The sequence below is a fragment of the Priestia sp. LL-8 genome, from assembly GCF_036227845.1.
GTDB lineage: Bacteria > Bacillota > Bacilli > Bacillales > Bacillaceae_H > Priestia > Priestia zanthoxyli.
Genome location: NZ_JAZAQH010000001.1, coordinates 4,778,634 through 4,792,733, shown reverse-complemented (window position 1 = coordinate 4,792,733; position 14,100 = coordinate 4,778,634). Strand labels below are relative to the sequence as shown.

Annotated in this window: 14 protein-coding genes; 8 read left to right on the top strand and 6 right to left on the bottom strand. The window is 38.0% G+C overall.

The window, feature by feature from the left end; translation table 11 throughout:
• Positions 1 to 130 precede the first annotated feature (130 nt).
• Complete coding sequence (locus U9R83_RS25090; RefSeq protein WP_209368006.1) at positions 131 to 850, top strand: response regulator transcription factor; 720 nt, start codon at positions 131 to 133, stop codon at positions 848 to 850.
• Complete coding sequence (locus U9R83_RS25085) at positions 834 to 2,189, top strand: sensor histidine kinase (protein WP_115655041.1); 1,356 nt, start codon at positions 834 to 836, stop codon at positions 2,187 to 2,189. The genes U9R83_RS25090 and U9R83_RS25085 overlap by 17 nt, the downstream gene beginning before the upstream one ends.
• Before the next feature lie 33 nt (positions 2,190 to 2,222).
• On the opposite strand, the gene U9R83_RS25080 is transcribed toward U9R83_RS25085, so the two are convergent.
• On the bottom strand, positions 2,223 to 2,936 hold the full coding sequence (locus tag U9R83_RS25080) for an FTR1 family iron permease (protein ID WP_243550062.1): 714 nt from the start codon (positions 2,934 to 2,936) through the stop codon (positions 2,223 to 2,225).
• Between the two features lie 213 nt (positions 2,937 to 3,149).
• On the opposite strand from U9R83_RS25080, the gene U9R83_RS25075 reads away from it, so the two are divergent.
• The 3 genes from U9R83_RS25075 to U9R83_RS25065 all read left to right on the top strand — a co-directional run bounded on the left by U9R83_RS25075 (position 3,150) and on the right by U9R83_RS25065 (position 5,395).
• Entirely contained in the window at positions 3,150 to 3,776 is a 627-nt protein-coding gene (locus U9R83_RS25075; RefSeq protein WP_226556353.1) for an FMN-dependent NADH-azoreductase, read from the top strand.
• 157 nt (positions 3,777 to 3,933) lie between these two features.
• Positions 3,934 to 4,827, top strand: a complete 894-nt coding sequence (locus U9R83_RS25070) for a LysR family transcriptional regulator (protein WP_243550059.1) — start codon at positions 3,934 to 3,936, stop codon at positions 4,825 to 4,827.
• 136 nt (positions 4,828 to 4,963) lie between these two features.
• On the top strand, positions 4,964 to 5,395 hold the full coding sequence (locus tag U9R83_RS25065; RefSeq protein WP_014457862.1) for a carboxymuconolactone decarboxylase family protein: 432 nt from the start codon (positions 4,964 to 4,966) through the stop codon (positions 5,393 to 5,395).
• A gap of 38 nt (positions 5,396 to 5,433) precedes the next feature.
• Here U9R83_RS25065 and U9R83_RS25060 read toward each other — a convergent pair whose 3' ends face one another.
• Together U9R83_RS25060 and U9R83_RS25055 are read right to left on the bottom strand one after the other, a co-directional pair.
• Positions 5,434 to 6,636, bottom strand: coding sequence for an MFS transporter (locus U9R83_RS25060; RefSeq protein ID WP_014457863.1), 1,203 nt, complete (start codon positions 6,634 to 6,636; stop codon positions 5,434 to 5,436).
• 128 nt (positions 6,637 to 6,764) lie between these two features.
• Complete coding sequence (locus U9R83_RS25055; protein ID WP_014457864.1) at positions 6,765 to 7,559, bottom strand: SDR family oxidoreductase; 795 nt, start codon at positions 7,557 to 7,559, stop codon at positions 6,765 to 6,767.
• A gap of 171 nt (positions 7,560 to 7,730) precedes the next feature.
• Here U9R83_RS25055 and U9R83_RS25050 point away from each other — a divergent pair, with 171 nt between their 5' ends.
• Positions 7,731 to 8,315 (top strand): DUF502 domain-containing protein, encoded by a 585-nt coding sequence (locus U9R83_RS25050; RefSeq protein ID WP_116741532.1) that lies wholly within the window; start codon positions 7,731 to 7,733, stop codon positions 8,313 to 8,315.
• 24 nt (positions 8,316 to 8,339) lie between these two features.
• Here the strand turns inward: U9R83_RS25050 and U9R83_RS25045 are convergent, their stop codons facing one another.
• Positions 8,340 to 9,212 carry a TetR/AcrR family transcriptional regulator gene (locus U9R83_RS25045; protein ID WP_014457866.1) on the bottom strand — a complete coding sequence of 291 codons (873 nt, stop codon included), beginning with the start codon at positions 9,210 to 9,212 and terminating at the stop codon, positions 8,340 to 8,342.
• A gap of 268 nt (positions 9,213 to 9,480) precedes the next feature.
• On the opposite strand from U9R83_RS25045, the gene U9R83_RS25040 reads away from it, so the two are divergent.
• Positions 9,481 to 12,591 (top strand): efflux RND transporter permease subunit, encoded by a 3,111-nt coding sequence (locus U9R83_RS25040; RefSeq protein WP_116741530.1) that lies wholly within the window; start codon positions 9,481 to 9,483, stop codon positions 12,589 to 12,591.
• Positions 12,592 to 12,627: 36 nt separating this feature from the next.
• Positions 12,628 to 12,765 (top strand): hypothetical protein, encoded by a 138-nt coding sequence (locus tag U9R83_RS25035; RefSeq protein ID WP_243550057.1) that lies wholly within the window; start codon positions 12,628 to 12,630, stop codon positions 12,763 to 12,765.
• Positions 12,766 to 12,798: 33 nt separating this feature from the next.
• On the opposite strand, the gene U9R83_RS25030 is transcribed toward U9R83_RS25035, so the two are convergent.
• Positions 12,799 to 12,972, bottom strand: a complete 174-nt coding sequence (locus tag U9R83_RS25030; RefSeq protein ID WP_013085357.1) for a YozQ family protein — start codon at positions 12,970 to 12,972, stop codon at positions 12,799 to 12,801.
• A 112-nt stretch (positions 12,973 to 13,084) separates the two neighbouring features.
• Positions 13,085 to 14,071, bottom strand: a complete 987-nt coding sequence (locus U9R83_RS25025; protein ID WP_115655039.1) for an ABC transporter substrate-binding protein — start codon at positions 14,069 to 14,071, stop codon at positions 13,085 to 13,087.
• Positions 14,072 to 14,100: the final 29 nt, after the last annotated feature.

Below are 14,100 nucleotides of genomic sequence, written 5' to 3'. Positions count from 1 at the left end.
AAGCTAAAGAACAAGTATGTTGAAAAAGTAGGGTTTAGATAAAAAAACAAACATCTTTTGAAAAAGGTGTTGTTTTTTTATCTAAAGAAGCTATTCTTTCACTTAAGACACGTGGTGAGAGGTGTATAACATGAAAGAGAAAATTTTAATTGTGGAAGATGAAGCGCAAATTGCGAAAGTGCTAAAGATTGAATTAGAATTTGAAGATTATGAAGTAGATATTGAGTACGATGGGAAAGCGGGGTTAGAGACGGCAATATCCGCTCAATATGACCTCATTTTGCTAGACGTGATGCTTCCAAGTCTGAGCGGTATAGAGGTGTTAAGAAGACTTCGGAAAGCGGAAGTATTTACGCCAGTTATTTTATTAACTGCCAGAAACACGACGCTGGATAAGGTAATGGGCTTAGATCAAGGGGCTAATGATTATGTGACAAAACCGTTTGAAATTGAAGAACTGTTAGCACGGGTTCGCTCTTGTATTCGCTATCGTTCGCTTGTAGAAGCATCAGGAACGAAAGAAGCTGAAGCGGAGCTCTTAACGATAAGTGATTTGACTATTAATCTTGAAACAAGGGAAGTCCTTAGAAACAACGAATCCATTACGCTGACACCGAAAGAGTATGATTTAGTCGTGTATTTGCTTACGAATAAAAATAAAATTGTCACGAGAGAAGGAATTCTCACAAACGTTTGGGGCTATGAATATGAAGGAGAAACGAACGTAATTGATGTGTATATTCGTCACTTAAGAAAAAAAGTAGATGAAGGTTTTTCTACTTCTCTCATTCATACGGTGCGAGGTGTAGGATATATGATGAAAGAGGAGAAACATGAAGATCACGACTAAGATTAATTTGCTGACAACAGCATGGCTAGTGGTTATTTTATTAATCATGAACATCGTTGTTTTTTTCTCCTTCACTAAATCTACGGTGAATATGGAACAGGACATTTTATTCGAAAAAGCACACGAGATTATTCAAAAAGGTCAACAAGATCATTCCGTGGAGCTCTCGCCGGAGTTACTAAAATTTTATTTGACCAATCATTCATTTATCCGAACAGTCTCAGAAAATTCTACGGTCATTAACCAAGTATCAAATGATCCGCATCTGGTGAAAATTAAGCCCGAATTTTCAAAGAAAAAAAAGGTGAAACTTCGCAAGATCAGAGAAAAGCAAGTATTGGTTATTCGCATGCCTGTCAAAGTCAATAATCAAGTCGTTGAAACGCTTGAGATTGGTGAGCTCCTGACTGGTTTTGAAACCCGTAAAGATATTTTGCTGTCGATTTTGATTTTTTGTTCGCTTGTGTCCATTTTACTGTCGCTTTTAGGAGGAAGATGGTTATCACGCGTCATTATGCATCCTATTAAAAATATGGTCACAACGATGAAAGAGATTGAAGAGAGCGGTGTTCCTAAAAAAGTTCTCATTCAAACGGAGACGAGAGATGAACTGCAGGGCATGACCGTTACGTTTAATCATATGATTGACCGCTTGCGAGAAAATATTGAAAAGCAAAACCAGTTTGTTTCCGATGCTTCTCATGAATTAAAAACCCCTCTAACCGTTATTCGCAGTTATTCTAATTTATTAAGAAGAAGAGGGATTAAAAATGAAGAAATTACGCTAGATGCGATCGACACCATCTATGCGGAAGCAACCAAAATGCAAAAAATGATTGAAACGCTGCTTGATCTGGCAAGTGTGGAAAAAGAACAAACGCTTGATATGAAGCAAACAGATCTTGTTCTTATTTTTGAACAAATCGTTAAGCAGCTGCAGCAGGTATACAAAAGAGAATTAGTTCTTCATTATGATCAAACGCCAATTATGATTGAAGTGGATGAACTAAAAATGAAGCAAGTGCTGATTATTTTGCTTGATAATGCAATTAAATACAGTACGGATAAAATTGAAGTGACCGTTGAAAAAAAGCAGGAAGATGTCATTATCAAAGTAAAAGACTATGGAATTGGTATTCCAAAGGAAGATCTTGCACATATTTTTGAACGTTTCTATCGAGTCGATAAAGCTAGAAGCAGAGCTACGGGAGGAACGGGGCTTGGACTATCGATTGCACAAACTATTGTCCGTCAGCATAAAGGCGAGATTTTTATTAATAGTGAAGAAGAACAAGGAACGGAAGTTGTGATTCACCTTCCCGTTTCATCTACAAATTAAGAAAGCCGCCGTTAACAGGCGGCTTTTGTGTAATTATGATGCCGATTTTTGTTTTCTTACTCGTAATTTTTTCAAGTCCGTTTGGAAAAACAGATAAAGTGATGCAACTGTAAAGATACTAAATCCAATTATTTCAAGTGATTCTCCACCAGCTTCAAATAGCTTAGCCAAACCTTCACCGCATAACTCTCCGCCAATAAAAATAAGAAAAACACCAAGCGCTTTAAAGATAATCCACAGGTTCAGCTTAATAGCCGTTTTAAACAGAATGTATGTAATAACGACGGCCAGCAAAATACCACTTATACTTCCAAATGCGATAGAAGAGGCGTGTTGATTTACTTGTGTCAGATTAAAAATAATTAGTTCTGTTCCTTCACGAAAGACAGATAAAAAGGCTAAGGTAATTAATCCCCATTTAGAAGAGTTGCTGGAAATTTTTGATGTGACCGAAGAAGTCATTTCTTTGCTTCGATGCAACCATAGAATAAAATAAGCGATAAGACCTGCAGCTAAAAGCATCATCACTCCTTCAAAAATTTCTTCTGACTCTTCTTCTAACTCTTTCGCCTCATTGAAGCCAATGAAGCCAAATACTAAGCTGAAGATAAGACCAGCAGCAGCCCCGATGAAGACAGAATACTTTAAATCTTTTCGGCCTATTTTTGTAACATGAGCTAAAATAATTCCAATGATAAGTGATGCTTCTAAACCTTCACGAAGCGACAAAGCCAAACTTGACCACATAAAAAGCTCCCCTTACTTTAAATGATAACAATCAATTTCCCTCTAATTTTAATGATAATGATTATCGTTGTCAATGTTATTTTTGGCTCTTTAATAAATTCTTATATAGGATTTTTCAGACTAAAGTATGAGAGTATTTCATTATAAAGTCGTTCGAAACGTAAGGACAAAGCGAATAAAATAAGAGTATCAACAATCAGTGGAGGTTTTAGTATGAGTTATACTCTTTTTATAAAAGCAAATGATAGATCGGCAAGTGAAGCGGTTAGCGTGAAATTATATAATGCGTTTTTAGAAAGCTATCAACAATCCCACCAAGGTGAAGAAATAATAGAACTAAATTTGTTTCAAGAAGAACTTCCTTATCTAAGTGCCGATATGATAAACGGTCAGTTTAAACTAGCAAGAGGGCTAGAAGTGACGGCAGCGGAAAACAAAGCAGCAGAAATTGCTAATCATTACTTAGAACAATTTGTGAAAGCTGATAAAATTGTCATTGCCTTTCCGCTTTGGAATTTTACTGTGCCAGCAGTGCTTCATACGTACTTTGATTATTTAAATCAAGCAGGCAAAACGTTTAAGTATACGCCAGAAGGTCCTGTGGGATTACTGGGCGATAAAAAAGTGATGTTATTAAACGCGCGAGGCGGAGTATATTCAGAAGGTCCATCAGCTGAGGTCGAAATGGCCGTTAAATATGTCAGCAGCGTATTTCAATTTTTTGGAGTTACGGATGTGAACTCTGTTATTATTGAGGGACATAATCAGTTTCCGGATCGTGCTCAAGAAATTATTGAAAGTGGCCTAGAACAAGCAGCACAAGCAGCCAAAACATTTTAAATAACCGTAGTAAAAAAGGACAGGACAAAAGTATTTTAGGTGAAGGTATATCCGAACGATAAATCGTTCGGATTTTTTGCTGTATATCTTAAAAGTTAATAGGTAAAATGAATAAATAAGATAAAAGATATTCGCTTTATCTATAGGAGGAGCAGAGATGGATATTCGTCAGCTTAATTATTTTTTAGAAGTCGCCAAATTAAGGAGCTTTACTAAAGCATCTCAAAGTCTTCATATTTCACAGCCGACCTTGAGCAAAATGGTGAGAAACTTAGAAGAAGAATTGGAAGTAGAATTAATTGATCGTTCCGCAAGACAGATTGATTTAACGGATGCCGGGGAAGTTGTGTATGCGCAAGGACAAAAAGTTATGGCATCCATTGATGAGCTATCGACTTATTTATATGATGTGATGAATCTGAAAAAAGGAATGATTAAAATTGGAATTCCTCCATTGATTGGAGTGCTGTTCTTTCCAAAGATTATTAAAGGGTTTCAGCAGCTCTATCCAGATATCACAATTAAACTTATTGAATACGGAGCCAATCGTGTTCAAAAAGCAGTAGAAAAAGGAGAGTTAGACCTAGGTGTAGCGGTGCTTCCAGTAAATGAACATCTTTTTGACATTAATCCTTTTATCTCTGAAAAAATGCTTTTATATGTTCACCACTCTCACCCTTTGGCCTCTAAAACTCATGTGGAAATTAATGAACTAGCCCAAGAGAAATTTATTTTATTTAATGAAGATTTTACGCTTCACGACCGGCTTATTCAGGCGTGTCAACAAGCAGGATTTGAACCTAATGTAGCTTACGAGAGCTCTCAATGGGATTTTATCGGTGAAATGATCGCGGAAAACTTAGGTGTATCTATCTTTCCACAATCCATTGCAGCAAAAGTGGATTCTGCTATCGTAAAAGCAGTTCCTATTACTAATCCTTCAATTTCATGGGATTTAGGATTGATTTTAAAAAAAGATAAATATATTTCATATGCCTCTAAACAATTCCTCCACTATATGAATGAACAGCATTCTGTTTTATATAGATAAAATGCATATGTTGTATTGAATATATGTATTTTACGAAAGAAAGAATGTGCGCTAAAGTAGATAGTGTAGAAAACATACACGAAAACAAACATTGATTCCGCGCGGTGTCAGTAAAAAATACGGAGGCTGATTTTACATGGCACAAAATAGTTATCAAAAAGGTTTAGATAAATTAATGGAATATACGTTAACGAGTAACGATGATATTTCGACTCATTTAAAAATTACGGAAGACTTAAAAGACCTAGCTCCTGACGTTGGGAAATATATTATTGAATTTGCCTATGGAGACATTTATTCACGACCAGGTTTAACGAATAAGCAGCGAGCATTAGTAACCATTTCATCACTGGTTACTCAGGGTACAGAGCCTCAGCTTGAGCTGCATTTAAACACAGGTTTAACAGCTGGGCTAGAGCCGAATGAAATTGTGGAAAGCATCATTCAATTAATTCCATACACAGGTTTCCCTCGCGTGTTAAATGCTTTAAGCGTAGCTAAGAAAGTATTCGCTCAGCGTGACGTGGAAGTAGAGACAGGCGAAAAAGAGCTAGTAGAAAATAAATAATAAGCACAAAAAAGACGCTCTAAAAGAGCGTCTTTTTTTTATGCGAGCTGCTTTTGTTTGGTTTCTTTTCCTAGAAAAACAACCGAACCAACACCGATTAAAATAGCTGCACAAAAGATTGAGAACGTAACGGTTAAAGAAACACCTTGAGTTGACATATACCCAACTAACAGCGGTCCTAGAATTCCTCCAATTCGTCCAAAAGAAGCGGCCATTCCAGCTCCTGTGCCTCGAATAGATGTCGGATATTGCTCAGGTGTATACGCGTATAAAGCTCCCCAAGCGCCTAAGTTGAAGAAAGACAACAACATTCCTGCTGTTAGCAGCAGCCAAAGTGACTCCGCATTTCCGAAGATATATGCGCTGGCAGCCGTACCTAACAGATATGTGACCAATACGAATTTTCGGCCCATGCGTTCAATAAACCAAGCAGCAGTATAATAGCCAGGCAGCTGAGCTAATGTCATAATCAATACGTATTCAAAGCTTTTGATTAAGCTAAATCCTTTAATGACCATGACGCTAGGTAGCCATAAAAACATGCCGTAATATGAAAATACAACGCAAAACCACAGAACCCACAGCATAATCGTAGATTGACGATAAGGCTTAGACCACACGCTTCTTACATTGTCCGCAATCGACGGTTTCTTTTCTTTTGTCGCTTCCACAAACTGAGGAGAATCTGGCAGTTTGATGCGCAAATAAATGGCATAAAACGCTGGAATAGCCGTTAGGATAAGAGCTAGCTGCCACCCGTAAGCTGGGATTACAAAGTAAGAAATAAGCGCTGCCAGTAGCCAGCCGAACGCCCAAAAACTTTCTAACAAGACGACCACTTTACCCCGTTTTTCCGGCGCCACGGTCTCAGAAACAAGTGTAGAAGCAACAGGCAGCTCTCCTCCTAAACCCATTCCAATTAAAAATCGAAATACTAAAAAAGCAGCAAGGGTAGTAGTAAGAGCCGAAAGGCCGCTTGCCACTGAAAAAAGAACAAGAGTCACAATAAAAACGGTTTTTCGCCCAATTCGATCAGCAAGCAACCCGAACACCAGAGCTCCAACGGCCATCCCGATCGAGTTAACGCTGCCTATCCAACTCATTTCAGTAGGGGAAAGTCCCCATTCAGCGTGAAGAGCTGCAATGATAAAAGACAAAATGCCAACATCCATTGCATCGAAGAGCCATCCGAGCCCTGCGATGCCAAGAAGCTGACGTTCTGATAATTGTTTTGTTTTCATGTCTTCCTCCTAGAAGCAAAGAATTTTGCTTTAAGTTTACACCTGTCTTGACATAATGTCACGTCTATTTTAAAGAAAAAATTCAAACGGAAAAGCTCTATACCTTGGGTATAGAGCTAATTGTATTCTCACATTTTATCGTAAAGCATTTTTCCAGGCCATGTATACGCCATATGACCGCCATCTACCGTAATGCAATCACCCGTTACATATGAGCTGTCATCGGATGCTAAAAATAATACAGCCCCGGCTACTTCTTCCGGTTTACCTAAACGGCCCATCGGATCCACCCATTCATATGCTTTTCTGAATTTTTTTCCTTCTTCAGCGCCTGATAAATCATCAAGAAGAGGTGTTTCAATTGTTCCAGGAGCGATTGAGTTAACGCGAATACCTTCACGAGCGTAGTCAATTGCCATGGTTCTTGTTAAGTTGGTAATAGCACCTTTCGCTGCGTTATAGCCAGAACGGTCTAAGTCTGCTGCCAGTCCGGATACGGATGAATTATTAATAATCGATCCGCCACTTTCTAACATCAGCGGAATAACGTATTTGCTTACAAGAAATGTTCCGCGTAAATCTACCGACATTAAGCGATCCCAAAGTTCTACTGGATATTCGTGAAGTTTGCCGCCTTCTGTGTCTGTCCCTGCATTATTAAAAAGAATGTCTACTTTTCCAAATTTCTTTTCAATTTCTGCTGTGAATTCTTTTACTTTTTCTTCTTCAGCTACATCGATATAGTAGGCGTAGGCTTCACCGCCAGCGTCTTTAATTTCTTGAGCTACTTTTTTCACACCGTCTAAATTAATATCGGCACAAATAACAACCGCGCCTTCTTTCGCAAAGCGCTCAGCAGTTGCTTTTCCTATACCAGAGCTTGACCCTGTAATAACAGCAATTTTTGATTCTAAACGTCCCAATTGTATCCCTCCGAAAAAATAAATATATAAGTATGTATGTTCATGTACCCATCTATTATTTTGATAAAACGTCCCTAGTTTATACGTATGTGAATAAAAATAAAGAGACGCAGATGAAGCCAATCCATTGTATAATGAACAGCAGTATGTCAGAAAAAATGAGGTGTTTGCATGAAAGCAATCATAAAAAGTTTTATTAATGGACTCTTAACTATTGTCCCTATTATCCTTGTTATTTATATTTTGGTAAAAGTGTTTAATTTTTTAGACAGCATTTTAGGAAACGTATTGAAGCCCTATATGAAGCAGGATTATATACCTGGGATCGGAATCTTGGTGACTCTTGTTTTAATTACGTTTTTAGGATGGTTATCCACTCGTTTTTTTGCGGGGAAAATTATTAACTTAATTGATCGATTGTTAGAAAAAATACCACTTGTTAAAACGCTATATAGTGTTATTAAAGACACGTTTCAATCTTTTCTTGGAGAGAAAAAGTCATTTTCAAAAGTCGCTTTAGTGACGATGCCTGGCACGTCAATGAAAGTCATTGGATTTGTAACGTCTGAAGAAGTAGACGAGGTGATTCATTCATTAAAAGAACACGTAGCCGTCTATGTTCCACAAACTTTTCAAGTAGCGGGCTTTACTTTTTTGATTCCAAAAGAAGAAATTGAATGGTTAGATATTAAGCCGGAAGAAGCAATGAAGTTCGTGTTATCTGGGGGAGTATCTAGTTCAAAAGCAGAAAAATAACAGAAGGCTTGTTGAAGCCTTCTGTTATTTTTGTTGGAGTAAGGTTGTTAAAAGATTAAGCGGTTCTTCCAACGGTTTAAGTTCCGTTAAATTCCCCACCATGCCTTTTACAATAGCAGCAGTAGGCTTATCTTTTTTAAGTTCCGTTTTTAAAATGTGAAAGCTGTCTGCGTGCTCATCAGAAATATGATCGCTGGTGTCTAGCAGATGTTTAATTTCCTCAAGAGCTTGTTTTACCTGCTCATTTTTACTTAGAAAAGTCGTTCGTTCCTTTCCGTATATGTCTTCACCAAAAGAAGCTGGAATAAGGGGACGAGGTTTTCTAGTTAATAAATCTTCTACTAATACATCAACTCGGTCCATTATGTACTGCGCTACTTCTTTAAAGGTAAGCTCGTATTGATTGAAGATAATAATTTCTAAAAAGGAATGATGAATACCTTCAATCATTTTTGTTAAATCCGAGATATAAGGAGTTACGTCTTCTCCGTATACGCTAACGAGGCTTTTACGATGAAAGTAAAACGTTTCTCGCTGCATTTTATGAACAAAGGTCTCCACTTCTTTGTTAAATGGAATAGACTTTTCACGGATTTGCATGATAATAAAATCTCTGTGCTCTGTAATAAATTCATAGAAATAGATGAGCTGATTCATATAGCGGCTGCGGGCATCGTTTACTTCCTCGTCGAGAGCATAAACAGAACTAAAAAGCTTTTCATAGTAAAAGTTTAGAATCGATAATAAAAGTGCATCCTTAGACTTAAAGTGCAGGTAAAACGCGCCCTTGGAAATATTGCATTCATCTACAATTTCTTGCACAGAGGTAGCATTAAATCCTTTTTTGGCAAAAAGCTTAATCGCTGCTTCAATTATTTTTTTCTCTTTTTCTTTCACGTATTCTACCTCCTTTATTGAACAATTTGGCCATTCATTTCGTTAGATAATAGTATCATACACTAAAAAAGATAAAGGTATATATCAAAGTTGAGAACGAGAGTCAGTTCCTTTAAAAAACGATGATCATAAATATGTCTTTATTATGAACAAGTCAGGAGAGAGCCTGCTTAGGGTTGACACTGACCAGTTAGTCATTTATATTTTAAGTTGTTGTGACCGATCAGTCAATTTTATTAGTATACATACATTTAAAGGAGGATATGCATTGGGGAAGTTTATTAAATTTTCATTAAAAAATAAATTTGCAGTATGGCTGTTAACACTCTTTGTCATTATTGCAGGGCTGTATTCAGGATTTAATATGAAGCTAGAGACCATTCCTGATATTTCAACGCCTGTTGTAACAGTAAGTGCAACTTATCCGGGAGCCACTCCGGAACAAGTGGCAGATAAGGTGAGTAAGCCGATTGAACAAAAGCTTCAGGGACTGAGCGGCGTTGACACAGTTAGCTCGTCTTCTTATGAAAATATGGCTACCATTCAAGTTGAATATAGCTTTAGTAAAAATATGGAGAAGGCAGAAGACGAAGTTAGACGCGCTCTCTCAAACATCGATCTGCCAGATGATGTAGAGGAACCAAATGTTTCAAGACAAAGCATCAGTGATTTTCCGATTATTTCATTAAGTGTTTCAGATGATAAAAAGTCATTAGAAGACTTAACGAAGTATGTGAAAAATACCGTTGTTCCACAAGTTGAAAAAGTGCAGGGGATTTCTTCGGTCAGCGTATCGGGAGAACAAGTTGAAGAAGCAGAACTTGTATTCAAACAAGACAAGCTCAAGCAACTGGGACTCGATGAAGATACAGTGAAAAAGCTGATCCAAGCATCTGATGCAAAAGTGCCGGCTGGTACGTATACGATGGATGGATCTCAGAAATCCGTTGTGGTAGACGGAAAGATGACAACAGAAAAAGACTTAGAAAACTTAGAGATTCCAGCTGTGCCTAGTCAAGGAGCTGCTCAAAATCAGCAACAAGGAATGAGCCAGCAGCAGACACAAGGAGCCGTGCAGCAGGCGCCGTCCGCAGCTTCGATTCCAACTGTGAAATTAAAAGAAATTGCGGACGTTAAAGTGACGGGGAAAGCAGAATCTATTTCTCGCACGAACGGAAAACCTTCAATTGCTGTACAAGTTGTTAAAGCGAAGGATGCGAACACAGTAAATGTTGTAAATGATATTAAAGAAAAAATGAATAGCCTAGAAAAGAAAAATAAAGACCTCCACGTTGACAATATTTTTGATCAAGGTAAACCGATTGAAGATTCTGTTCATACGATGCTAAATAAAGCTATTATCGGTGCGGTCTTTGCGGTTATTATTATTCTTTTGTTTTTACGTGATATTCGTTCAACGATTATTGCCGTTATTTCAATTCCGCTTTCGCTATTAATCGCCATTTTGGCGCTCAAATCAATGGATATCTCTTTAAATATTATGACGCTTGGAGCGATGACTGTAGCCATCGGAAGGGTGGTAGATGATTCCATTGTCGTTATTGAAAATATTTACCGCCGCATGGCTTATCAGGAAGAAAAGCTTACAGGAAAAGATTTAATTGTCGCGGCGACGAAAGAAATGTTTGTTCCAATTTTCTCTTCTACAGTCGTAACCGTGGCCGTATTCTTACCGTTAGGTCTCGTAGAAGGACCGGTAGGAGAGCTATTCTTACCGTTTGCTTTAACGGTTGTTTTTGCACTGTTAGCATCACTGCTAGTAGCGGTAACACTCGTGCCAATGCTTGCTCATTCGTTATTTAAAACAAATGTAAAAGTAAAAGAAGAAAAGCCAAGCAAACTAGCACACGGATATAAGCGAATTTTGAACTGGACGCTAAACCATAAGCTTATTTCCTTTGGGTTAGCCGTACTACTGTTAGTAGGAAGTTTATTCTTAGTTCCTTCTATTGGCGTAAGCTTCTTATCATCCGATCAAGAAAAAACGCTGACGCTTACGTATACACCGAAAGCCGGACAGTCTCAAAGCGACGTAGAAAAAGCAGCGAATCGTGCAGAAGCGTACTTGATGAAGCGAGATGGTGTCAAAACGGTTCAGTATTCGTTCGGTGAAGGTAACTCTTTTAATCCGGGAAGCAAAAATAACGTTTTAACATTTGTGCAATATGACGAGGATACACAAAACTTTGATAAAGAGCAGGATAAAGTATTAAAAGCTCTTAATAAACAAGCGAATCAAGGTGAATGGGGCTCAATGAATACGGCGTCTAGCGGCAGCAATAATTCATTAAACGTCCTTATTTACGGAGATAGCTTAGATGAAATCAAACCTTATGCTGATAAAGTTCAGCATGTTTTAGAAAAGCATAAAGAGCTGAAAAATGTCGATTCTACGCTTTCAGATACGTTTGATGAATATACGCTAGTACCGAACCAAAAGAAAGCTGCTGAACTCGGCTTGTCTGCTAGTCAAATCGGCATGCAAATTTCCAACCTTGGACAGCGTGAAGTATTAACAACTATTCAAAAAGACGGAAACGAAATTAACGTGTACCTTCCAAAAGAAAAAGAGGATTTCTCTACTTTTGCCGAACTTTCAAGCACAAAAGTGACCTCTCAAACTGGACAGGAAGTTACATTAAATGAAGTTGTCGACATTAAAAAAGGTAAAACATCGAATACGGTAACGCGCCGTGATAATAAAATTTATGCAGAGGTAAGTGCCGATATTAAGAGTGACGATGTAGGCGGCGTTTCTTCTAACGTCCAAAAAGAAGTGAAGAAAATTGATTTGCCAAGTGATATGGATATCAGCTTTGGCGGAGCATCAGAGCAAATTAATGACTCATTTAGTCAATTAGGAATTGCTATGCTCGCAGCCATTGGTATCGTGTACTTCGTACTGGTACTGACATTTGGTGGAGGTTTAGCACCATTTGCTATCTTATTCTCACTTCCATTTACACTCATTGGTGCGCTAGTGGCGCTTTTAATCTCTGGGGAAACGATTAGTATTTCTTCGATGATTGGAGCTCTTATGCTAATTGGAATAGTGGTAACAAATGCGATTGTTCTGATTGACCGCGTGATTCATAAAGAGCAAGAGGGTCTTTCAACGCGTGAAGCGTTACTAGAAGCTGGAATGACACGTCTTCGCCCGATCTTAATGACAGCTATTGCAACGATTGGTGCACTGCTTCCATTAGCTTTTGGATTTGAAGGTGGAGGCCTTATTTCAAAAGGGCTAGGGGTTACGGTAATTGGAGGACTAACAAGTTCTACGCTGCTTACGCTCATTATCGTTCCAATTGTCTATGAGTTTTTTATGAAATTCAAGCGCAAAAAAGTAAAAGAGTAGAAGCAAAACAAATTTCCGCTTTTGAGGTGAATAGCGATGAAGTCAATTGATAAACTAATGAAACAGCTGATTCAACAAGGAATTAAAGCAAAGAAAGTAACGATTGATAAATCAAAGCTCCAGCAGTGGATGTCCATGTCATTGCCTAAAACGGCATGGCAGCATTCAAAATAAAAAAGAGCTGACTTAGAGTCAGCTCTTTTTTTATTAACGATCTGTATCTTCAAATGATCCTTCTTGATAGGCATCGCTTACTTGCTCATGTGTTTCTGCTAGACCTTGTGAGAGTGCATCTTGTCGGTTATAATCTTCTGTTTCGAACTGGCGGTCAGCCATTTCATTTGTATCTGGCTGCTTTTTAGGCTGTTTTTTTGAATTCATTTTCACCACTCCTATTTAATAAAGTGAGACCACGGTTAGTGTGCGATGAAAGGAAATACATTATACATGAAAGAAAGAGCTTCGATTCGTCGAAGCTCTTTCTTTCATATTATTATTGTTTTTTATCCAAGAAGATTTTTTCAATATCATCAAGTACGATATTAGCTGCTAAAACACCGCCTGCTGTATTCCAAGTAGCATCATCTACTTTATGAACATGGTCTTCTTGAGCCACTTTTAGCTTTTTAAAGAGAGGATCGTTTATCCATTCTTTTTCAAGCTTTGTTGCTTCACCGTCTCCCGTTTCATAAGAGAAGTAGAATAGCTGATCGCCGTCCATTGCCGGAATGCGTTCTTTTGTTGCATTCATTTCAGCAAAATCATCCTTGTCTTGAGACTCAGGTCGAGCAAATCCAAGCTGGTCTAAAATAACGCCTGAGAATGAATCTTTATGATAAATACGAACGTCTCCAGCTGTAAAGCGTACAACTGAGATTTTTTGTTTTAACTGATCTCCAAGGCGTTTCTTTAAATCTGCTACGCGATTGTCATAGTCAGCTAATACTTCTTTACCTTTTTCTTCTTTATTTACCGCTTTTGCATATAGCTCAAAGTTTGATTTCCAATCTCCGCGCAGCTCTTCAGAAAATACAGTCGGAGCAATTTGACTTAGCTGATCGTAAACTTTTTCTTGACGCATCTTATTTCCGATAATCAAGTCAGGCTTTAAAGCAGCGATTGCTTCTAAGCTTGGTTCGCTTTCTGTACCCACACTTTTAACGCCTTTCATTTGACCTTTAATATGGTCATACCACGGATTTCCTAACCATGATTGAACAGCACCAACAGGCTTTACACCCATTGCAAGAAGAGCTTCAGTACCTTCGTTTGTTAAAACGACCACTCGTTTAGGCGTTCCTTTAATATCTGTTTTATCCATTGCGTGTTTTACTGTATAAGTATCGCTAGAACCCTCAGTTTTTTCTTTTTTATCCCCGTCAGCGCTGTTTGAATTACCGCAGGCTGCCAGCACAAGCAGTGTCATAATGGTAAGAATGGATAACAAATATGACAACTTGCCTTTAGAATATGTATTCACATCTTTTCCCCCTCGTAAGTGATAATGAT